Below are 21,479 nucleotides of genomic sequence, written 5' to 3'. Positions count from 1 at the left end.
GAGGAGTACACACATGACGGTCTCACTCGCGCACGACCTCGTCCTCGGACCTCCGGGCTCGGACTCGGTGGTATTCCTCGGCTCGCTCGGCTCCGATCGCTCCATGTGGTCTGCTCAGGTGGCGGGGTTGGCGGACATCGCCACCACCGTCACCGTCGACGTGCGGGGACACGGCGGCACGCCGGTCGGCGACGGCCCTGTCGCAGTGGAGGATCTCGCGGCAGACGTCATCGGTCTTCTCGACACCCTCAAGCTGAGCCGGGTGCATCTGGTGGGGCTCTCTCTGGGTGGCGCCGTGTCGCAGACCGTTGCCGCTCTGCACACGCACCGCGTCCTCACGCTCACGGTTCTGTGTTCCGCCGCCGTGTTCGGCGATCCGGAGCCGTGGACCGATCGCGCCGAGACGGTCCGACGGGACGGGCTGGCCTCCATAGCGGAAGCCGTGGTGGGACGGTGGTTCACCGAGGAATGGGCGGCCGATCACCCCGACATCGTCGCCGGGGCCGTCGCGATGGTGTCCGCTGTGACGGACGAGGGCTACGCCCTCTGCTGTGAGGCGCTGTCGCGCTTCGACTCTCGCTCGATCCTGGGTGGGATCGATGTCCCCACCCTGGTGATCGCCGGCGATCGCGATCCCGCCACGCCTCCGGAGACCATGGCCGTCATCGCCGATGCGGTGCCGAACGCGCGGCTCATCGTCCTATCGCCCGCTGCGCACCTCGCGGCAGTCGAGCGAGCGGACGAGGTGACTGCACTTCTGCGCGACCACATCGGATCCCGCACCTGATTCGATCCTCGGAATCAGGGCTGCGGGATGCCCGCGGCCGCGACCGGATCGGTGGACTGTGCGACCGTACGGTGCGGCACCGTCATCGTGACCAGCGCGCCGATCATCGCGACTCCGGCGAACAGGTAGAACGCAGTCGCGGACGAGACCCCGGCGCCCAGCAGGAAGCCGCCCACCAAGGGGCTGCCGATACCGCCGAGGCGACCGTACCGGCGCACCACGCCACTCCCGCGGCTCGTGAGCGCGTGGGGTAATAGGTCGACACGAAGCCGTAGATGAACAACCCAAGAACACCACGCCCTAGAGGGGCCGACGATCAGGCCGGTACGTCCGCCAATGCCGTCCGACATGTAGACGATGTCGGTATCCGAATGACGTTCATATGCAAGCCCCGTCCCCATCACAAATCGGGGGCCTGTAGCACCGAACCGGTCACGGTGTGAGGATAGCTCGCCCTCGCACGGTGCCGGCGTCCAGATCGTCGAGGGCGCTCTGAAAGTCGTCGAGTGCGTACTTCGCGGTGTGCAGAACCACGGATCCGCGTGCCGCGAGAGCCATGAGGTCGCACAAGTCGTTGTAGGACCCGACCAGGTTGCCGATGACGTTGATCTCCGACGACACGATGTCGATGGTCGGCACGTCGATGTTCTCGCCGTATCCCACGACGTGATAATTGCCCGCCTGCCGCAGCATCGCGATGCCCTCCGCCGTCGCGCCGCCTTCACCGACGAAGTCGATGACCGCTTCGCCGCCCCGCCCGCCGGTCAGCTCGAGCACCTGCTCGATGTGGGTGCCGTCGGCGACGACGCCATGATCCACTCCGATGGACAGGGCCAGCTTCACCGCGTCGGCATTGCGGTCGACGACCACGATCTCGGCCGCGGTCAGCGCCTTCAGCACCTGAATTCCTATATGCCCCAGCCCACCTGCGCCGATTACCACGACGTGGTCGCGGGGAGTCAGATGCCGGGAAGCCTTCGCCGCGGCGTGATAGGCCGTCAATCCGGCATCGGCGAGGGCGGCCACGTCCGCCGGCTCCAGCGAGTCGTCGAGCTTGACCACACTGCGTGCCGACGTCTTCAGGTACTCCGCGTAGCCACCGTTCGTGTCGATGCCGGGGAATTGATTGATCTCGCAGTGCACGTCGTCGCCGGATCGGCAGGCGCGGCAGAGCCCGCACGTGATGAGCGGGTGAACGATGACCTTGTCACCCTCCTGCACGTTCGTCACGGCGGAACCGACGGCGTGGACCCAGCCGGCATTCTCGTGACCGATCGTGTACGGCAGGGTCACGTTCGACTTCTCGGCCCACTGCCCCTCGAGGATGTGCAGATCGGTGCGGCACACCCCCGCTCCGCCAATCCGGACGACCACGTCGAACGGCCCCGTGGGGGTGGGAATCGGCACCTCGGTCATTCGGAGTTTCTCGTGGTATCCCACGACCTGGACTGCGCGCATGGTGCTCATGAAGTGTCTCCTCGGCTTGTCGGGAAGGTCAGGCGTCGACCGTCGTGCGGTCCGGATCGTCGTAGCGGGTACGGAGCAGTCCCCGACAGAAGTGCGCGTTGCCGTCGATCGAGATGCGGGTTGATCGAGCCCGACGCAGCGCGAGCGGCACGTCGAGTCGGTCGTAGGAGCCACCGGTGTGATCGACCATCACCAGGCTCTGCGAGGTGGTGGGCAACCCAATGACCTCACGGCGGCGCAACAACGCCCCGGTGGTCTCGTCGTCCGGGAGCTCCCCCAGAACCACGGTGCCCACGTCCTCCATGCGCCGAGACGGGTCTCGCTTGAGCAGGGCGGTCAGGCTCCGCTCCATCGCCGCGACGTGCGCCTTGCGCTGGAACGTCGTCCGAAGTTCGTCCAGGTTGTTCTCCGCCTCGTGCGCGAACGTGCCCCGGTATCCGGCGTGCGCGGCGAGCCCGGCGTTGATGATCGGCGAATCGTGGTGGTCGTCGAGTTCAACCGTCACTAGCCGCGTCCACGCCAACGCGGTGAGCACGTCCTTGGCGTCGGAGGCCATGAGATATGCGAAATTCGGGGCGCAGAACGACGTCGGCAACCGCAGGTGCACCACGACGTCGTCGACCTCGGAGACGTTGAGCGACTGCACGAAGTCGAGATCGGTGATCGGCTCGTCGAGCTCGGGATCGATCACCGCGTCCAACGCCCGCATCGCCGCCGCGACGCGAGAACTCACCTCACGCCCCCACGAGAGCGTCGTCCGCAGCGACGTCGGCGCCGCGTGGACCCGTGGCCGTCTCGTTCGCATCGGCGATCTGCAGGTCCGGCGGCACCGGGATGTCGTACATCTTCGCCGCGTTGAGGCCCAGCACCTTCTTCTTTTGATCGAGCGTGATCGGCGGGTACTCGTTCAACTCCTCGGGAACCTGGAAGTCGACGAACGACTCGACCAACCACCTCGGCGTCCACAGCGCATAGTCGGAGGAGAACTGGATCCGGTCCTCACCGATCCAGTACAGGAGCTCGCCCATGATCTGCGCGAAGTACTTCGGCCGGGAATGGATGAACGGCATGGCGACGGCGAGGCCGGCGTGCACGTTGGGTTCCTGGGTGGCGATCCAGCAGAAGTCCTCGAGTCGAGGGAGTCCGCAGTGCTCCACGACGAAGTTCAGGTCCGTGTACTCGCTGGCCACGTGGTCGACGTCGGCGACGTCGAACGCATCGCGATCCAGCGGGCGGATGGTCGGACCCTTGTGGACGTGGATGTTCGTGATCCCCAACTCACGGCAGGCGTCGAAGTACCTCAGCGCCCAGGGATCGTCGAGCTTGTATCCGCGCGAATCACCGTGCCACTCGGCGGTGTAGAGCTTGACGCCCTTCAATCCGAACCGCTCCGCGTCGGCGCGCAGCTGGTCGAGGCCCCGCTCGCCGTTGCGAGGATCGAAGTGATGGTTGTAGGTCAGCTTGTCGGAGTGCTGCTGGGTCAGTGCCCACGCCTCTTCCGTCTGGCCGAAGCCGTTGTTGTAGAACTCCCCCAGGTGCGCCGGCTGGAAGATCGCATGATCGACGTAGCCATCCGCGAACAGGTCCTTCATCAATCGCTCGCCGCCCTGGTAGAGGTACTCGTCGTACGTCCACAGCTCCGACTCCGGTGACAGATTGCGGTGGTAGTCGTAGAAGCAGTCGATGAACTGCTTGCCGTGGATGTTGCGCTGGTTCTGCGCCCGCGCATCCCACAACGCGACATGCGCATCGACGATGAAAAAACTGTCGTCGCCTTTGGTGTACATGGTGTTTGGTCCTCTCCGTTGGGTGACTGGTGCCACAGTCTGAAGTCCTCAGACGCTAGGCCGATCGCGGCCGTGACCGAGGAGTTTCGCCCGTCTCAGTTTGAGACGACGCCGGTAATGAACCGTTGGTTCGGTTGAGCGGCAACGGTGTTCGGGTGGACTTCCTTCGCGTCGTCATGGAGGTGCCGCACATGACGTACCAGTCTCAAAGTGAGACAGATGAGACGTGGATCACGGTGTGTAATCGGGTGCACATCTTCCCGACAAGGCCGGCAACCCCGCTGACCTCGCATCCAGGAGGCGCACATTGAGTAGGCAGAGCCTTACCAAGGCACACGCGAAGATCTCGGAACTGACGTGGGAACCCACGTTCGCCACACCCGCCACCCGATTCGGTACGGACTACACGTTCGAGAGGGCACCGAAGAAGGATCCCCTGAAACAGATTATGCGGTCCTACTTCCCCATGGAGGAGGAGAAGGACAACCGCGTGTACGGCGCGATGGACGGTGCCATCCGCGGCAACATGTTCAGGCAGGTTCAGCAACGCTGGCTGGAGTGGCAGAAGCTCTTCCTGTCAATCATCCCGTTCCCGGAGATCTCCGCGGCGCGCGCGATGCCGATGGCAATCGACGCGGTGCCCAATCCGGAGATCCACAACGGTCTCGCGGTGCAGATGATCGACGAGGTGCGTCACTCGACGATTCAGATGAATCTCAAAAAGCTTTACATGAACAACTACATCGACCCCGCCGGGTTCGACATGACCGAGAAGGCGTTCGCCAACAATTACGCCGGCACCATCGGTCGTCAGTTCGGTGAAGGTTTCATCACCGGTGACGCGATCACTGCGGCCAATATCTATCTGACCGTGGTCGCGGAGACCGCGTTCACCAACACACTGTTCGTGGCGATGCCCGACGAGGCGGCCGCCAACGGCGACTACTTGCTTCCGACGGTGTTCCACTCGGTGCAGTCCGACGAGTCCCGCCACATTTCCAACGGGTACTCGATCCTTCTCATGGCATTGGCCGACGAGCGCAATCGTCCTCTGCTGGAACGTGATCTGCGGTACGCATGGTGGAACAACCATTGCGTCGTGGACGCCGCGATCGGCACCTTCATCGAGTACGGCACGAAGGACCGCCGCAAGGACCGTGAGAGCTACGCCGAGATGTGGCGTCGGTGGATCTACGACGACTATTACCGCAGTTACCTCATCCCGTTGGAGAAGTACGGCCTGACCATTCCGCACGATCTCGTGGAGGAGGCCTGGAATCGCATCACGAACAAGGGTTACGTCCACGAGACGGCTCGTTTCTTTGCAACCGGCTGGCCGGTCAACTACTGGCGCATCGACACCATGACCGACGCCGACTTCGAGTGGTTCGAGCACAAGTACCCCGGGTGGTACTCGAAGTACGGAAAGTGGTGGGAGGAGTACAACCGCCTCGCCTACCCCGGAATCAACAAGCCCATCGCGTTCGAGGACGTCGGTTACCAGTACCCGCACCGATGCTGGACCTGCATGGTGCCGGCCCTCATCCGTGAGGACATAGTCGTGGAGAAGGTTGACAACCAGTGGCGCACCTATTGTTCCGAGACGTGCTACTGGACCGACGCAGTGGCCTTCCGCAGCGAGTACGAGGGTAAGGAAACTCCGAACATGGGGCGCCTCACCGGATTCCGTGAGTGGGAGACCCTGCACCACGGCAAGGACCTAGCCGACATCGTGTCCGATCTCGGCTACGTTCGGGACGACGGCGAGACACTGGTCGGTCAGCCGCACCTCGATCTGGACCCGAAGAAGATGTGGAAGCTCTCCGACGTGCGGGGCAACACCTTCCAGAGTCCCAACGTGCTGCTGAACCAGATGACCGAGTCCGAACGGAATGCGCACATTGCGGCGTACCGCGCGGGCTGCACCGTTCCTGCCTGACTCGAGACCTCGGTGGGTAGCGCCTGTCAGCAGGCGCTACCCACCGAATCCAGTCAGCACCATCGATTCTCCCCGAGAGAGCCCTGTAGCAGACCAGGAGGCACCTGTGGCCGACATACACCGGATCACGTTCGAGCCGGTCGACATCGAGATGGAGGTCTGCGAGGACGAACACATCCTCGACGCCGCCTTCCGGCAAGGAATCCATCTCATGCACGGCTGCCGTGAAGGTCGCTGTTCCGCGTGCAAGTCCTTCGTGCTCGACGGTGACGTCCAGATGGAGAACCACTCGACGTTCGCGTGCAACGAAGCCGAGGAGGCCGAGGGACTCGTACTCCTCTGCCGCACCAAGGCGTACAGCGACTGCACCATCGAGCTACTCAACTTCGACGAGGACGAGCTCCTCGGCGGCATCCCGATCCAGAACGTGACCACCCGCGTCACCTCGCTGGAATCAATAACGGGCGACATCGTCGCGCTGCGCCTGGAACCGGTCGAACCGGCGGTGTTCGAGTTCAAGCCCGGCCAGTACGCGGATCTGACCATCCCCGGCACCGAAGAGCATCGATCCTTCTCCATGGCGTCGACACCGGCGACGCCGAACACGGTCGAGTTCCTGATCAAGAAGTACGCCGGCGGCAGGTTCGCCGCGCTGCTCGACGACGGAATCTCGGTCGGGGATCACATCGCGCTGACCGGACCATACGGCACCTCGACTCTGAAGGACGGCCACGTGCTCCCGGGTGGTCTGTATCGGCGGCGGCGCAGGAATGGCTCCCATCCTCTCGCTCGTTCGACAGATGAGCGAGTCGGGGAACACCCGACCGGTCCACTTCTACTACGGCGCACGCACTGCGCGTGACCTCTTCTACGTCGACGAGATCACCGCGCTCGGCCGCACCCTCACCGACTTCACGTTCGTCGCCTGCGTATCGGATGCGGCGGACGAGCCGTCGTCCGATGCGGTCTCGGTGGAGGAAGGCAACGTGACCGACGTCGTGCGGCGACTCGAACCCGGCATCGCCAAGGCCGAGGTCTACCTGTGCGGTCCGCCGCCAATGGTCGACGCCGCGCTGGAACTGCTCGACGCGTGCGGGACCCCGAGCGACCAGATCTTCTACGACAAGTTCACCAGTCCCGCATTCGACCAGTGATCGTCCCGATCACGGTCCACGCAGAACAGAGAGGCCAGACATGACCGCATCCATCGAGCCGAAACAACGCAGCTTCCCCACCATCGAGTTCACGGACTCCGAAGCGGGCGCGAAAGAGTTCCCCAGCTCGAAGAGCCGCACCTACAGCTACTACACGCCGGCCAAGCGGCGCTCGACGATGTACGAGGACGTGACCGTCGACGTACAGCCCGACCCCGACCGGCACCTCACCCAGGGATGGCTCTACGGATTCGGTGACGGTCCCGGCGGTTACCCGCAGCAGTGGACCGTCGCGGCATCATCGAACTGGCACCAGTTCCTCGATCCGAACGAAGAGTGGGACCAGACCATCTTCCGCAACAATTCCGCGGTCGTGCACCAGGTGGAGCTGTGTCTGACCAACGCCCGACGGGCACGCGCGTACGACGGATGGAACACTCCGTGGCTCACCTTCGTCGCGCGCAATCTCGGCGCCTGGATGCATGCCGAGAACGGTCTCGCACTGCACGTGTTCACCTCGATCCAGCGGTCCGGACCGACGAACATGATCAACACCGCCGTGGCGGTGAACGCCGCGCACAAGATGCGCTTCGCCCAGGATCTCGCGCTGTTCAACCTCGACCTGTCCGAGGCGGACGTGACGTTCGACGGGTCGGTGCACGTGGACGTCTGGAAGGACGCTCCCGAGTGGCAGCCGGTCCGTCGCACCGTCGAGCAACTGACGGCCGTCCCGGACTGGTGCGAGCTGTTGTTCGCCACCAACATCGTCTTCGAGCAACTCGTCGGCTCGCTGTTCCGCACCGAACTGATCATGCAGATCGCGGCACGGAACGGGGACTACATCACCCCGACGATCGTCGGAACCGGTGAGCACGACTACGACCGTGACCTCAACTACACCCGCACGCTCTTCCAGATGCTGACGCGGGATGCCAAACACGGCGATGCGAACAAAGCGCTGTTCGGCACCTGGATGGCGCTGTGGGTTCCCCGATGCCTTGAGGCCGCCCGTGCGCTGCAACCGATCTGGTCGCAGCCGGCGGACAAGGCCGTGACGTTCGCGACGAGTCTCGACGCCGCGATCGCCAAGTTCACCGTTCTTCTCGAATCCCTCAATCTCGACGTCCCCAAGGAGCTGGCGCTGTGAGCATGCAATTCGGATCGAACACCGAGTTCTCCAACAAGTGCGGCGTCACGCTGATGAACACACCCGTCGGCCGCGTGGTGGCCGAGGTGATGGGGGACAAGGACGGCGTCGAACTGACCGAGTACCCGTCGATGATCCGGGTCGACGGAACCGGGCTCCTGTCCTTCGACTACGACGAGCTCACGGACGCTCTCGGACAGGATTTCGACGGGTCCATCTTTGAGGAGATCAGCTCGACACACTACGGACGCATGGTGCACCTCGACGACAGGACAATGTTGTTCGCCAGCCCCGAGGACGCGGCGGAGTACATCGGCTTCGACCTCGCCGAGCGTTCCTGACCCATCGACCGACACCCCTACTCGCTCGACCCGGGAGGCACAGCCATCATGACCACTGCACTGCGACAGTGCACCACCGACGACGTCCTCGAAGCGCTCGGCCGACGTCGTCGGCTCCGGACCGTACGGGACCTCCGCGCCAGGCGGATTCGTCACATCCGTGGTGGTCGACGACGACGGCGTCTCGGTGCGCCTGCGTCTGCCCGCTTCCTCTCGCTCGTCGGCGGCTGCTCATCTGCTGGTCTCCGATTCCCTCGACGCACTGCGTGGCGTCGAGGGAATAGATCGGGCCGCCGTCGTGATCGAGGACCATCCAGGCAGTGCCGCGATCAACGGCTACGTACTGGCCGAGTCCTGGCCGCGACGGGCGCCCTATTCCGTCGACTTCGCACGCAGGGCCTACCTGGCGGCAGCCGAGAGGTCGATCGCACTCCATCTGATGATGACGGGGGAGAGGACCGACCGCATCGGCTCGCTCACGCTCCGGGACATCCGAGGCGAGAGGTACACGACGGCGTTGTTACGTCGGCGCAGCGCGCTCGGGTTGAGCATCTGCCCCAACAGTCGTCTGTGTGTCGACGAGAACGGCAGAGTCATTGCGCAACAGAACATCCGGATCGCACTGACGATCACCGCACCGCCCGGACAGTGAACGGCCGCACCTCGGCCGCGCTCATGACACCACGTCTCCCATCGGAAAGGAATCACCACCATGGCCAAGGAACTGCGGTTCAACACCGAGGCACGGGCACTCCTCGAACAGGGCGTCAACGCCCTCGCCGACGCAGTGAAAGTCACCCTCGGGCCCAAAGGACGCAATGCGGTACTGGAGAAACTGACCGGCCCACCGACGATCACGAACGACGGCGTCACGATCGCGAGGGAGATCCAACTGAGCAACCCGTTCGCGAACATGGGCGCTCAGCTGGTCAAGGAAGTAGCCATGAAGACCAACGGTGTCGTCGGCGACGGAACAACCACCGCCACCGTCCTCGCGCAGGCCATGGTGCGCGAGGGACTCCGGGCGGTCGACGCCGGCGCGAACCCGATGCGGCTGCGCCGGGGTATCGAGACGGCCGTATCCTGTGTCGTCGCAGGCCTACGTTCGCAGGCAGTCGATGTCGTGGGGACCGCCGACCTCGAGCGCATCGCGACCCTCGCCGCCAGTGACGACGAGGCGATCGGGCAGTGTCTGGCGAAAGCCGTCGAGTACGTCGGCAGGTCGGGGGTGGTGACCACGGAGGAGAGCGACACCCTCGGCATGTCGGTCTCCGTCGTCGACGGCATCGAGTTCGACCACGGGTACATCTCCGGGTACATGATCACCGATCCGGAGCGCGCCGAGGCGGTACACGACAACCCCGTCATTCTGTTGACGAACAAGAAGATCAATCAGGTGCAGGACATCATGCCCAGTATCGAGGCGGCGAAGCGCGCGGACCGACCGTTGGTGGTGATCGCGGAGGACGTCGACGGGCCGGCGCTGCAGCTGCTCGTCGGCGGCAACATGCACAAGACCATGCAGTCGGTGGTGGTGCGCGCCCCCGGTTTCGGTCATCGCCGCGTCGCCGAGCTCCAGGATCTCGCGGTCGCGCTCGGCGGACAAGTCATCGCCAAGGACACCGGACTCGAACTGTTCGAGGTCTCGCTCGAGCAGCTCGGATCCTGTGATCGGATCACCGTCACGGAACACTCCACCACGATTGTCGGTGGCCGCGGTGACCAAGCGTTGCTCGACGCCAGGGTCGCCCAGCTCGAGGCGCAGTTCGAGCGTTCCAGGATCGACGGGGATAGGGACAGCCTCGAACAGCGCATCGCGCGTCTGACCGGCCGGGTTGCGGTGGTGCGCGTCGGCGGTGCAACCAGTGTCGAGCTGAAGGAGCGGATGCTGCGGGTAGAGGACGCACTCGCCGCCGCGCGCGCCGCGCTCGAAGCCGGGATCGTCTCCGGTGGCGGCACGGCGCTCGCCCAGTCGCACCGAGCGCTGGAGTCTCTCAAGGTCAGCGGAGATCAGGCCGTGGGTGTCGAGGTCGTTCGCAGAGCGCTCACCGAACCGCTCCGGTGGATCGCCATCAACGCCGGTTTCGAGGGCGAAGAGGTGGTGGAAATGGTGACCGGGCTGCCCCTCGGTCACGGTTTCAACGCCCTCACCGGGGAATACGGCGACATGTTCGACGACGGCGTCATCGACCCGTTCAAGGTGACCCGCGCCGCACTTGAGAGTGCGGCCTCCATTGCGGCGCTGCTCATCACTACCGAGACCGCCGTCGTGGAAGAGGTCTACGGCCATCCGGGTGCCATCATGGCCCCTGGGTTCGGCGACCTCGCCGAGGGCATGGTGCGGCCGTCGAACATTTACTGAGGGCGAGCCCGTCGATGCGGGAGCCTTCTGCGCAACCAAAGGCTCCCGCCGGTCGTCGCGCTGCCAACGGGTCAGCGCCGGCGACGGTCGCGAAACGGGGACACACGCCGTGCACGACAGTAGGGTCACACCCGCTACGGCGCCGCGACGCAGCACGCGTAGTTCTCTCTCGGACGGTAGGCGGAGATGACGAACGATCGAAAACCGGTGGTTGACACACGACGTGCACGCGAACGGTTTCTGACCGACCAGCAGTTTGATACCACTGTCCGGGAACAGATCTCGATCTCCTGGGAGCGCTCTCTGTCCTCGAACGTCCGACCGGACCGACTCGAACTGCCTTTCGTGAGGGAGCCCGACCTCGAGAGCCCGCTCGTCGTCGCCGCAGACCCCGTCCTCCGGCAGCTGGCGGAGGGCCTGGTCGACGAACCCGTCTCCGTGATTCTCACCTCCGCCGACGGTGTGGTCCTGAGCAGACTCGCCAGCGACGATCACCTCGTGCGCGCGCTCGATTCAGTGGATCTCGCGCCGGGGTTCAGCTACTCCGAGCGACACGCCGGCACCAACGGAATCGGGACGACGCTCGAGACACGGACACCCACGTTGGTCATGGGTCACGAGCACTACGCGGAGAGCCTGGGGGGACTCGTGTGCGCGGGCGTCCCAATCGTGCACCCCCTCTCCGGTCAGGTCGTGGGGGTACTCGATCTCACGGGATGGGTGGAGGACGGCGCGCCGCTGCTGGTGACGCTGGCGAAAACGGCGACCTCTCAGATCCAAGGCCGCTTGCTCGCCCAGTCCAGTGAGAAGCAGACGGCACTTCTCAACACGTATCTAAAAGCCTGCCGACGCTTCCGCCAGGCCGGAATTCTCGCGTTGGGTCATGACATCGTCCTGCTTAACAAGCGTCTGCGGGAGGCCCTGGATCCGAGCGAACAGGCCGCGGTGATCGACCACGGGCTCGACCTGACCGCACGGAACAGTCCGGGGCAGCATGTCGTCACACTCCCCAGCGGCCTGACGGTGCGGCTGTCGCCGTACTTGGACGGGGCCCCGGCGGATTCGCGGTCGGGCGTCTTTCTCGTGCACCTGTCCGTCGCCGCCGAATCGACCACACCGCCCCTTGAGGAGGCGATCTCGCTTCCGGGAATCGTCGGGAACAGCCCGTCCTGGCGACACAGCTGCCAGCAGATCGCGCGGTCGGTGCGGCACGGTGACTGGGTGGCCGTCGCGGGGGAGGCCGGTAGCGGCCGGTTCTCCGTTCTCCGGGCCGCCGCGACCGCCCATGTCGACGCCCGCACGCGGGTCTTCTCCGCTGCGGAGATCGAGAGCACCGCGGAGTCGTTGCAATCTCTGCAGTTCGAGGTGGAACAAGACGGTTTCAGTCTGATCGTCACCGACATCGATCTCCTGTCCGATCCGGTCCAACGGGTGATCGCCGAACTACTCCAGGGTCGCGAACACGCAGGGTGGGTGGGAGTGACCATCGGGTTCGGCGAAGACGATGGCCGTAGCGGAGCGCTCGTGCTGCCCTTCTTCCGGCACACGGTGCACGTGCCGGCTCTGCGCCACCGAATCGACGACTTGCATCAGCTCGTCCCGTACATTCTCCGACAGATGAGCCGCGGTCAGGACCTGGTCCTCGCGCCGACGGCGCAACGTCAGCTCGCGAAGTACAGCTGGCCAGGCAACGTCGCTCAGCTCCACCAGATCCTGCAGGAGGTCGTGCAGAAGCAACGCTCAGGTGTCATCGAGGTGGACAAGCTTCCGCCCGTGTGTCGCGCGTCGAGCCGACGCACGCTGACGCAGCTGGAAGCACTCACCCGTGATGCGATTGTGCGTGCTCTCGAGGACAACGGCGGCAACAAACAAGCCGCGGCTCGTGCCCTGGGTACCTCACGAGCGACGATCTACCGCAAGATCCGCGAGTACGGAATCGACATGTTGGCAACCACTATCGTTAGCTGCGAAACACAATCCACCAACGCCAAGTCAAGACCAGCGAGGAATGGCTGTCCGACTACCCGTTACAGCCGTTGATGAACCGATGGGCTTCGGAACCGACACTGCACTGGTGGTCGACATCTTCTACGACGGCGCGGAGGTTCGCGATTGGATCGAGGGCACATCCCTACCCGTCGGCACCCTCACGTCGATATCGGTTTCGTAGGCGGCCATGAGCATGTCGATCACGTACCCGATGGTTCGGCGGTCGTCGAGGTAGGCTCGCGGCTACAACGGCCGGATTCCGCGATGAGCGCCGCAGGGCGCGATGAGCGCCGCAGGGCACGACGAACCGGCGCTGTCGGCGGAGTTCGTCCGGCAGTCGTCCGTGCGGATGCCCTCAGGGTCGGCACCGCACCCTCGCGCGGCTCTCGGTCACCTTCCGCGCCCCACCCGCGAGCGGGAGAAGAACCCGAGGAAATGGCCGCCGAGCTCGCGCTGCCGGACCTTTACGGCCACCTCGCCGGTGAAATCGTGGCCACCGCGCCGCTCCTACAACTCGTCGACGGAGAACGACTTCGACGCGCTCGCCTTGCCGGAAAGCCGCACGGGGTGGCGTGGGAGGCCGCCGGGCCGGCCCGCGCCGAATGGGGGCACTACCGGCGCGATGGGGCACATCGATGGTGTGGGAGATGGCCGCACCGCCGGAGTCGGTGTTCACCGACACCGTCCTCGGACCGCTGCTCGCACCGCACGACGACATACCCCCGCAAACGCCTCACCCTGATTTACCGGCCGTATCCGACCGGGGACGCCACGAAGAAGGTCGAGAAGCAAAATCGAGTGCCTGCACGCCATCAACTCCCGCTGCGCCAAGATCAAGCTCCGCCGAAGCGGGAGAGCGTCTCGGGACCACCTCCCAGGCCCGCAAGGAGATGGTCTCCAGCGCCGGGCAGTTCCCCTACTCGGCGTTGCTCGTGGCTTCGTGGGCACGGCGCGGCCCCCTGCATATTCAGTGGACAGCTTGACCGTCTGAGCCTCGAAGCACCGTCGATCACGGTGGACGGCGCTGATCTGCAGCGGAATCTGTGTCCGAATAGGCCCTGGCCGGTGGCCAGCTTGCGCGTGGTCGATGCACGTGACGCGTCAACTATGCGTCGCCTCGCCGGCCCCATCATCACCTCGGGCCTATGCCGCACTCAGCACGAGCCCCTGAATTTGCTCGAAAACCTTGCACCCTGCGTCCGGGAACGCTTACCGTAAGCCGTTCTATACCAACCCGGCTGTGCGTTCCCCGCGTTATGCACGCATGATTCCCGCCGGGTTGGCCGCTGCGTGTCCGACATCGACTGAGGTGCACATGTCCCAACATTCAGGTTCGTCCGCGACTACCCCTGGGGGGCTCGACCTGCGGCTAGATGCGTTTCCACGCGTCGGACTGTCGACGGGGGCCTGGGTCGGTCTCATGCTCCTGTTCTTCTTCTCTAACTACGAAATCAGCGTGTTTGCGCTCGCCCTGCCTCAGATGATGGCCGAACTCGAACTGTCCGTCGGAGCTGTCGGTTTCCCGGTCGCGGCGAACATGATCGCGTTCGGGTTCGGGGCCCTCCTGGTCGGATGGGTAGCCGACCGCAAGGGGCGGCAAAAGGGCATGATCTTGACGGTTGTGATCCTCGCCCTCGGTGGTGTGACGTCGGCACTGTCTTGGGACATCTGGTCGTTCACGGTCTTCAGGTTCATTTGCGGGATGGGAATGGGCGCAGTACCCGCCCTCGCCACCGCGTACATCGGCGAGACGGCCCCGAAACATCTACGTGGCAAGTACCTTGCCCGGTTGATCCTCGTAGGCCTGGTGATCAACGCTGCGGTCGGATTTGCCTCGCTGCCGGTTCTCAATGCGACATCGTCGGGATGGCGATGGTTGTATGCATTCGGCGGGCTGGTGATCGTAGTCGCCTTCTTTGTCAACAAGCGAATGATCGTTGAGTCCCCCCGGTGGCTCGCGCTGATGGGTCGTCACAACGAGGCCCATGACATCACGGCGGTAATGGAGCGGCGTGTGGGCCTCGAGCCGGGACGTTTCGTCCGAACAACGGAAGACGAGGAGATAGCTGTCAAAGCAGCGCTCGCTGGCGAGCCGTCGGTGACGATGCGTGCAATGTTCAGGAAACCGTACGGCGGGCGAATGGCTATCGTTCTGACGTTCTGGACGTTATTTTTCCTCGCGGTCTACGGGTTCAACAGCTATTCACCGCTGATACTCGAAGGCCTGGGAATGACCACCTCGGATGCGTTGTTCGTCATCGTTCTCGCACGCTTGGCGCCGATCATCTCCGGTTTCGTTGCGGTACTCGTCATCGAGAGATGGGAACGCAGGACACTGACGATGATCGGGTCGGGCATCCTTGCGTTGGCTTTTGTCCTGATCGGCCTGAACTTCGGAACCCTCGGAGTCACCGTGGGCGTCCTGATGACGTCGTTCGCGTTCTCGTTCGTCGGGCCGCCGGCCATGACCTACACCTCGGAGATTTTCCCGACCCGCGCCCGCGCGTCTGCCTCGGCGATTGCCGACGGATTCGGCCACGTCGGAGGAGCACTCGCGCCGGTCGTCGTTCTGCCGGTGTTGACACTGGCAGGGTCCGGTGCCGTATTGGTCCTCTTGACCACGGTCACCGTGCTGGGTGCTGTTGCCGTTCGCTTCGGGCCGCTCACTCGAAACCGTTCGTTGGAGGACATCTCTGCTGATCCTGTATCGGTGTCGGACATCGAGACGAAAGCCCCGTCCGACGACGCGGTCGCAGGCCGCTGATCCGGTGCCGATCCCACGTCGGTCTCTAACATCGAGACGAAGGCCACGTCCGACGAGGCGAGTCACGGGCTGCTGATTCGCTCCGTACGCAAGAAAGCCCCGTCAGAACGACGGGGCTTTCTTTGTGGCGGCCACTATCCCATCGCGGCGACGCCACCGTCCGCGTTGATCGTCACGCCGGACAAGTAGGAACCGGCGTCGGAGGCGACGAAAGCCACGACATTGGCCACCTCTTCAGGAATGGAAACTCGGTCAAGGTCGATGCGATCCATACGCCACTTGTAGTCCCATTCCGTGCTGTGGTTCGCCAGTACCTCTCGCAGTTCCGCGTGCAACATGATGCCCGGCGAAACACCATTGACCCGCACGCCGAGCTTGCCCACCTCGTAAGCCAGGTTTCGCGTGAATTGAATGACCCCGGCCTTGGCAGCTCCATACACCGCACCGCGGGGGCTGAGACTGCGGCCAGCTCCCGCAGCGATGTTGATGATGTGCCCTGATTTCTGCGGAATCATGTAGTCGAGCACTGCTCGTGAGCAATACACGGTGTCGACGAAGCCGAGCGCAATCGTGTTGTCGATCCCGGCCCGGTCCTGGTCCTTGAACGCACGCATCTCACCAGCCCCGACGTTGTTGACCAAGACATCGATCCCACCCATCAGGTCGTTGCTGTTCGCGATGAACCGGTGAGCGTCGTCCCAGTCGGTGACATCGCATTCGACGGCGAAGGTCTTCGTACCCCAACGCTCCGTGATTTCGCTCGCTGCGCCCTTTGCGCCATCGAGGTTGCGGTCGGCCAGTACCACCGTGGCGCCGAGGCCGGCCAGGCGATGAGCGATCGCCCGTCCCAGGCCGGGGCCTCCTGCGCCGGTGACAATGGTGCGCTTTCCCGTCATGTCCATCAACTCGGACACTTTCTTGACCGCAATCCCGTGCGGCGCACGGTCGAACCCGACCTCTTTCAAGATGTCCACGTCGGTCATCGAAAACCCTTCTCGTCAGCTCGGAACAGCCACTGCAACGGCCGTATAAAATGGCTTACCGTAAGCCATCCGGTAACTATACGTGTCGGGCCCGAGCCGTACCGGCGTTCGGCCGGTACGGTTCGGCATCCTCGATGTCGGTCAGTTCATGCACTGTCCACCGGCGACGTCGATGGTCTGTCCGCACATGTAATCGGCAGCCTCGGTGCTGAGATACGCCACCATATTGGCGACCTCCTCGGGCAGGGACACTCGTCCGAGCTGGATGTACTTGTCGACAGCTTCGAGCATCGACCCTTTCGCTGCGAGAGACTGCTCGTCGGACGCGTTGGCGAGAATGTCCCGCAACAGTGGGTTGATCATGACGCCGGGCGCCACCCCGAGGACATTGATCCCCCGCAGAGCGAACTCGTGAGCGAGGTTCCGGGTGAAGCCGATGACTCCGGACTTCGAGGCGTTGTACACGGTCAATCCGCGGTGCTGGATGCGGCCTCCGACCGACGCGATGTTCACGATGCGCCCCCGACCCTGGGGGAGGAAGTGTTCGATCGCCGCGTGTGCCCCGTACATCAACATGGTCAACGAACCGTGCACGGTGTAGTCGATGTCGGCCTTGGTGTGGTTCTCGAACGCGTCCGACACCACCTGAACGGGATTGTTGATCATGATGTCGAGGCCGCCGAGAGCGTCGACACTACGATTGACCACGTCGTGTACCTGGTCCCAATCGGACAAATCCGCCTGGAACGGCACGGCGCGCGTGCCCCAGCGCCTCTCGATCTCCTGCGCCCGATGGGTGGCCCCGTCCCCGTTGATATCGATGACTGCGACGTCGGCGCCGAGGCCCGCCAGCCGGTTGGCGATGGCCTGACCGAGGCCACCTCCGCCGGCTCCGGTGACGATGGCCTTGCGCCCGGTCAAGTCCATCAGGTCGGTGACGCGTTTGTCGATGATGTGCTCGGGGAGGCGGTCGAAACCCATGGTCTGCGCGAAATCGTCCTGCGATGTCATCGAACTCTCCTGACCGGAACAGCAGGTCGCCCGATGCGGCCCGCAGTAATGGCAACAGTACGTTGCCATTACTGCGATAAGGTCGAAACCGTGGAAACTTCTCGGCGCACCACTGGCAAACAGACCGGGGCACGCAGTTCCCGCGTTGTCGACGCGGTGCTCGGCGCCGCAGTGGACGAGCTCGCACAACGAGGCTTCTCGTCGTTCGCCGTCGACTCGGTGGCGCGCACGGCGGGAGTCAATCGCACCACCATCTACAGGCGTTGGCCCACGAAGACGGCCTTGATTGCCGCTGTCCTCGAACCGGTCATGTCGCGCTACGACCACGTGCCCGATTCCGGTTCCGGCCGCGACGACCTCTATGCCCTGCTTCTAACGGTGCGCGACAACGCAGCAACCACCGAGGGCCTGGCCTTTGGTGCGGCAATACGAGCGGATGCAGAGGAGATGTCGGACTTGCTCGAGACCGTGGTCCGCCGCGCCCTGGCACCGTTTCACGCGGTTCTACGGCGTACGACGGAGTACGGCCAGCTGGCGCAAGAAGATGTTGACACGATCGCGCACACCGCTTTCATGAGCGTGATCATGTGGAGGCACACTCATGGCGGAGACGCCACGGATGCGGACTGCAGGCGCATCGCCCGCCTGTTGCTGGGCTCGGCGGGGGCCGACCGGCGCGACTGAGGCCGAGGCGTTCTTCCTGCGCGTCACGCGAGAGGTTGATCGAACCGGCCATGTTCAGCCCGGCGTCGACCACCGCACGAGGACCGAGGCGACGAGAACGTCGATTTCACCTCGCCCGCCCCCAGTAAGGCTTACGGTACGTCTCACTGTAGCCGCGGGTTCGCCAACTCGGTGACCGGGCACAGTCGACGAACTCCTGCATCGAGAAAGGCCGGCAATGTCGGATACGAGGGCGAAAGAGAACACGAACTGGGGGCGATGGGGCGACGGCGACGAAATCGGCGCCTTGAACCTCATCACTGCGGAACGACGACACCGCGCACTGGGCACCCCGCGGACCGGCAAGCTCTATTCCTTGGGCCTGCCGGTCCGCAGCGACACTTTGCCCCCCGTGCCCTACCGCGTCCCCAGCCAGCGTGTCACCTTGACCAACCAAGCGGATATGCCGATGTGGAACGCTATCGGCGAGCAGATGGGCGTGCCCTCGCCGGGCACCGGAGCGAACGAGGACGTGTTCATCACGTCCACCCACAACGGAACCCACATGGATGCGCTCTGTCACGTCTTCCATGAGGGCAAGATGTACAACGGATTCCCGGCCGATTCCGCGTCGACTCTGGCCGGATCGCACTTCGACGGAATCGAAAAGATCGACGGTATCGCCGGGCGCGCGGTCCTGCTCGACGTTGCGGCGCACGTGGGGGTGCCGTGGTTGGAACCCCGAACGAGGATCGACTCCGACTTGCTCGAAGCGACTCGACAGGCGCAGGGCACCACCGTCGAGACCGGTGACATCCTGCTCGTACGCACCGGGTGGATGGACTTCGCCCTGTCCGGAGAACGAGCCGACGAGTCGTACTACGGCGGATACGGGCAGGCCGGCCTCGGACTCGGAGCCGTCGATTTCATCGACAGCCATGACCTCGCCGTCGTGGGGGCGGACAACAGCGCGGTCGAATGTCTTCCCTGCGACGAACGCTACCAATCAGTGCACGTCGAACTGCTGGTACGCCGTGGAATTCACCTTCTCGAACATCTCGATCTTCGAGCGCTCGCAGCGGACCGCGTACACGAATTCTTCTTCGTCGCCGCACCGCTGCGCATCGTCGGCGGCTCCGGCAGCCCCATCAACCCCATCGCGATCGCGTGAGTGAGAATACGATGACAGACACCACGAGCGCCAACGACGCCGCACTCCGCGTTGGAACTCCCGAGATCGACATCGAGTCGATTCGAGCGAAGTACGCCGCCGAACGCGACCGCCGCATTCGACCCGACGGGAATGCGCAGTACAACAGGCTCACCGGCGAGTTGGCCGAGTACGCGGCGGATCCGTATACCCCGCTCATCGAGCGAGAACCCGTATCCGACGTTGTCGATGTCCTGATCATCGGCGCCGGTATCGGCGGTTTGACCACCGCCGCCCGGTTACGTGCGTCCGGCCTACAGTCCGTGCGACTGATGGACCAGGCAGGGGACTTCGGCGGCACCTGGTACTGGAACCGTTATCCGGGAATAAAGTGCGATATCGAGTCACACGTGTACATGCCGCTGCTGGAAGAAACCGGAACGGTCCCGTCGTGGCGGTACGCACCGGGTGAGGAAATTCGTCGCCACCTCGTAGCTCTCGCAGAGCGTTACGACTTGTACCGAGATGCTCTCCTCCACACGCGGGCGGTGAAGGCAACCTGGACCGATGGACGATGGAACATCGAAACCGACCGCGGTGATGCGTTTTCCGCGAAGTACATCGTCGTGTCGGCAGGCGGAGTCAACACCCCCAAATTTCCTGGAATCGAAGGAATCGACAAGTTTCAGGGTCGGATGTTCCACACCAGCCGATGGGACTACTCCTACACCGGAGGGGACCAGTTCGGCGGCTTGACGGGTCTGACCGACAAGCGAGTCGCCGTCGTCGGTACCGGAGCGACAGGGGTTCAGGTGATCCCGGAGATAGCCAAGTACGCCCAGCATCTGTACGTCTTTCAGCGCACGCCGGCACTGGTCGCTCCCCGGGACAACAGGCCCACTACCGAAGACTGGATCGCGGACCGCGGGCCCGGTTGGCAACACCGCCGTATGGAGAACTTCCTCCAGATCACCAGCGGCGGAACACCGGAGACCGACATGGTCGACGATGAATGGACCCGGAAGGCCAAGTTCCTCAACAAACAGAACACCGGAACCTGGAGCGGTGATCTCAACGACCCCGAGCAGGAACTGCACGAGGAAATCGAGGACGCACTCGCGATGGACGCGATCCGGGCACGGGTGGACGACATCGTGACCGACCCGGCCACAGCGGAGCTGCTCAAACCGTGGTTTCGCTACTTTTGCAAGCGTCCCACGTTCAGCGATCTCTACCTTCCGGCGTTCAACCGAGACAACGTCACTCTCGTCGACACCGCGAACTTCGGTGGGGTCAGCCGCATCACCGAAAACTCGATCGTCGTGGGGGACAACGAGTATCCGGTGGACCTCATCGTTTTCGCGACGGGTTTCGAGGTCGGAACGTCGTCCCTGATGACGGGGGAGTTCGACGTCGTTGGACGCGGCGGGAAGCGGTTCCTCGAAGCCTGGCAGTACGGGCCGCGCACGCTCCACGGCTATCTCACGGCCGGGTTCCCGAACCTCTTCCACCTCGGCGTCATCCACTCCGCCAACAACATCAATTTCTCGCACATGCTCCAGATTCATGCCGAACACGTCGCAGATGTGATCGGTCGTATCGAGACTGCGGGGGCCGGGGGAGTCGAGCCGACACCGGAGATGGAGGATCAGTGGGCCGCAGAGATCGAGGCGACCGCGAGAAACCTGCACGATTATCACGCGACGTGCACACCCGGCTACTTCAACGCCGAAGGAAAGCCGATGAACGGGGGCATCACGTACGGACCAGGACCCATCGTCTTCCGCGAGGCCCTGTCGCACTGGCGTGAGACATCGCTCGACGATGCGGTCTTCGCACCCGAATCTTAGGACCCACGCGTCTGAGCCTTGTTACGCGCGAACGAACGAAGGGCGGTCACAGCAAGTGCTGTGACCGCCCTTCGTTCGTTCGCGC

At 64.0% G+C, this 21,479-nt stretch carries 15 protein-coding genes and 3 pseudogenes; 12 read left to right on the top strand and 6 right to left on the bottom strand.

What is annotated here, in order from left to right:
- Positions 1-13 precede the first annotated feature (13 nt).
- Positions 14-787 (top strand): 3-oxoadipate enol-lactonase, encoded by a 774-nt coding sequence (gene pcaD, locus QE397_RS00265; RefSeq protein WP_307090899.1) that lies wholly within the window; start codon positions 14-16, stop codon positions 785-787.
- A 14-nt stretch (positions 788-801) separates the two neighbouring features.
- Here pcaD and QE397_RS00260 read toward each other — a convergent pair.
- From QE397_RS00260 to QE397_RS00245, 4 genes and pseudogenes are all read right to left on the bottom strand, one after another.
- Positions 802-1,097 (bottom strand): annotated as a pseudogene (locus QE397_RS00260) (MFS transporter); the annotation flags it as partial.
- Between the two features lie 122 nt (positions 1,098-1,219).
- A complete protein-coding gene (locus QE397_RS00255; RefSeq protein WP_307091040.1) occupies positions 1,220-2,245 on the bottom strand; it encodes an NAD(P)-dependent alcohol dehydrogenase in 1,026 nt (341 codons plus the stop codon).
- Positions 2,246-2,282: 37 nt separating this feature from the next.
- Positions 2,283-2,963: an iron-sulfur cluster assembly protein gene (locus tag QE397_RS00250; protein ID WP_307091039.1), complete on the bottom strand. Its 681-nt coding sequence runs from the start codon at positions 2,961-2,963 to the stop codon at positions 2,283-2,285.
- 25 nt (positions 2,964-2,988) lie between these two features.
- A complete protein-coding gene (locus QE397_RS00245; RefSeq protein ID WP_307090896.1) occupies positions 2,989-4,041 on the bottom strand; it encodes an amidohydrolase family protein in 1,053 nt (350 codons plus the stop codon).
- Between the two features lie 307 nt (positions 4,042-4,348).
- Here QE397_RS00245 and QE397_RS00240 point away from each other — a divergent pair, with 307 nt between their 5' ends.
- The 8 genes and pseudogenes from QE397_RS00240 to QE397_RS00205 all read left to right on the top strand — a co-directional run bounded on the left by QE397_RS00240 (position 4,349) and on the right by QE397_RS00205 (position 15,737).
- Positions 4,349-5,980, top strand: coding sequence for a methane monooxygenase (locus QE397_RS00240; RefSeq protein ID WP_307090893.1), 1,632 nt, complete (start codon positions 4,349-4,351; stop codon positions 5,978-5,980).
- Positions 5,981-6,086: 106 nt separating this feature from the next.
- Positions 6,087-7,134, top strand: a pseudogene (locus tag QE397_RS00235) (2Fe-2S iron-sulfur cluster-binding protein).
- A gap of 40 nt (positions 7,135-7,174) precedes the next feature.
- Positions 7,175-8,281: an aromatic/alkene monooxygenase hydroxylase subunit beta gene (locus QE397_RS00230; RefSeq protein WP_307090891.1), complete on the top strand. Its 1,107-nt coding sequence runs from the start codon at positions 7,175-7,177 to the stop codon at positions 8,279-8,281.
- Positions 8,278-8,622: a propane 2-monooxygenase effector subunit MimD gene (mimD, locus tag QE397_RS00225; RefSeq protein WP_307090890.1), complete on the top strand. Its 345-nt coding sequence runs from the start codon at positions 8,278-8,280 to the stop codon at positions 8,620-8,622. The genes QE397_RS00230 and mimD overlap by 4 nt, the downstream gene beginning before the upstream one ends.
- Positions 8,623-8,782: 160 nt before the next feature.
- Positions 8,783-9,274, top strand: a complete 492-nt coding sequence (locus QE397_RS00220) for a hypothetical protein (RefSeq protein WP_307090887.1) — start codon at positions 8,783-8,785, stop codon at positions 9,272-9,274.
- Between the two features lie 60 nt (positions 9,275-9,334).
- The gene (groL, locus tag QE397_RS00215) at positions 9,335-10,984 is read left to right on the top strand and encodes a chaperonin GroEL (protein ID WP_307090885.1); all 1,650 of its coding nucleotides are present in this window, start codon (positions 9,335-9,337) and stop codon (positions 10,982-10,984) included.
- Between the two features lie 186 nt (positions 10,985-11,170).
- Positions 11,171-12,928 (top strand): annotated as a pseudogene (locus QE397_RS00210) (sigma-54-dependent Fis family transcriptional regulator); the annotation flags it as partial.
- A gap of 1,465 nt (positions 12,929-14,393) precedes the next feature.
- A complete protein-coding gene (locus QE397_RS00205) occupies positions 14,394-15,737 on the top strand; it encodes an MFS transporter (RefSeq protein WP_307090883.1) in 1,344 nt (447 codons plus the stop codon).
- Between the two features lie 134 nt (positions 15,738-15,871).
- Here the strand turns inward: QE397_RS00205 and QE397_RS00200 are convergent, their stop codons facing one another.
- The gene (locus QE397_RS00200; protein ID WP_307090881.1) at positions 15,872-16,720 is read right to left on the bottom strand and encodes an SDR family NAD(P)-dependent oxidoreductase; all 849 of its coding nucleotides are present in this window, start codon (positions 16,718-16,720) and stop codon (positions 15,872-15,874) included.
- A gap of 141 nt (positions 16,721-16,861) precedes the next feature.
- The gene (locus QE397_RS00195; RefSeq protein WP_307090879.1) at positions 16,862-17,731 is read right to left on the bottom strand and encodes an SDR family NAD(P)-dependent oxidoreductase; all 870 of its coding nucleotides are present in this window, start codon (positions 17,729-17,731) and stop codon (positions 16,862-16,864) included.
- A gap of 33 nt (positions 17,732-17,764) precedes the next feature.
- Here QE397_RS00195 and QE397_RS00190 point away from each other — a divergent pair, with 33 nt between their 5' ends.
- From QE397_RS00190 to QE397_RS00180, 3 genes are all read left to right on the top strand, one after another.
- A complete protein-coding gene (locus tag QE397_RS00190) occupies positions 17,765-18,415 on the top strand; it encodes a TetR/AcrR family transcriptional regulator (RefSeq protein ID WP_307090878.1) in 651 nt (216 codons plus the stop codon).
- A gap of 217 nt (positions 18,416-18,632) precedes the next feature.
- Complete coding sequence (locus QE397_RS00185) at positions 18,633-19,565, top strand: cyclase family protein (protein WP_307090875.1); 933 nt, start codon at positions 18,633-18,635, stop codon at positions 19,563-19,565.
- 11 nt (positions 19,566-19,576) lie between these two features.
- Positions 19,577-21,394 carry an NAD(P)/FAD-dependent oxidoreductase gene (locus QE397_RS00180; protein ID WP_307090873.1) on the top strand — a complete coding sequence of 606 codons (1,818 nt, stop codon included), beginning with the start codon at positions 19,577-19,579 and terminating at the stop codon, positions 21,392-21,394.
- Positions 21,395-21,479: the final 85 nt, after the last annotated feature.

This window comes from Rhodococcus sp. SORGH_AS_0301, assembly GCF_030818285.1.
GTDB lineage: Bacteria > Actinomycetota > Actinomycetes > Mycobacteriales > Mycobacteriaceae > Rhodococcoides.
The sequence above is the reverse complement of the archived record's forward strand: the minus strand, read 5'-3'. Positions and strand labels throughout refer to the sequence as shown.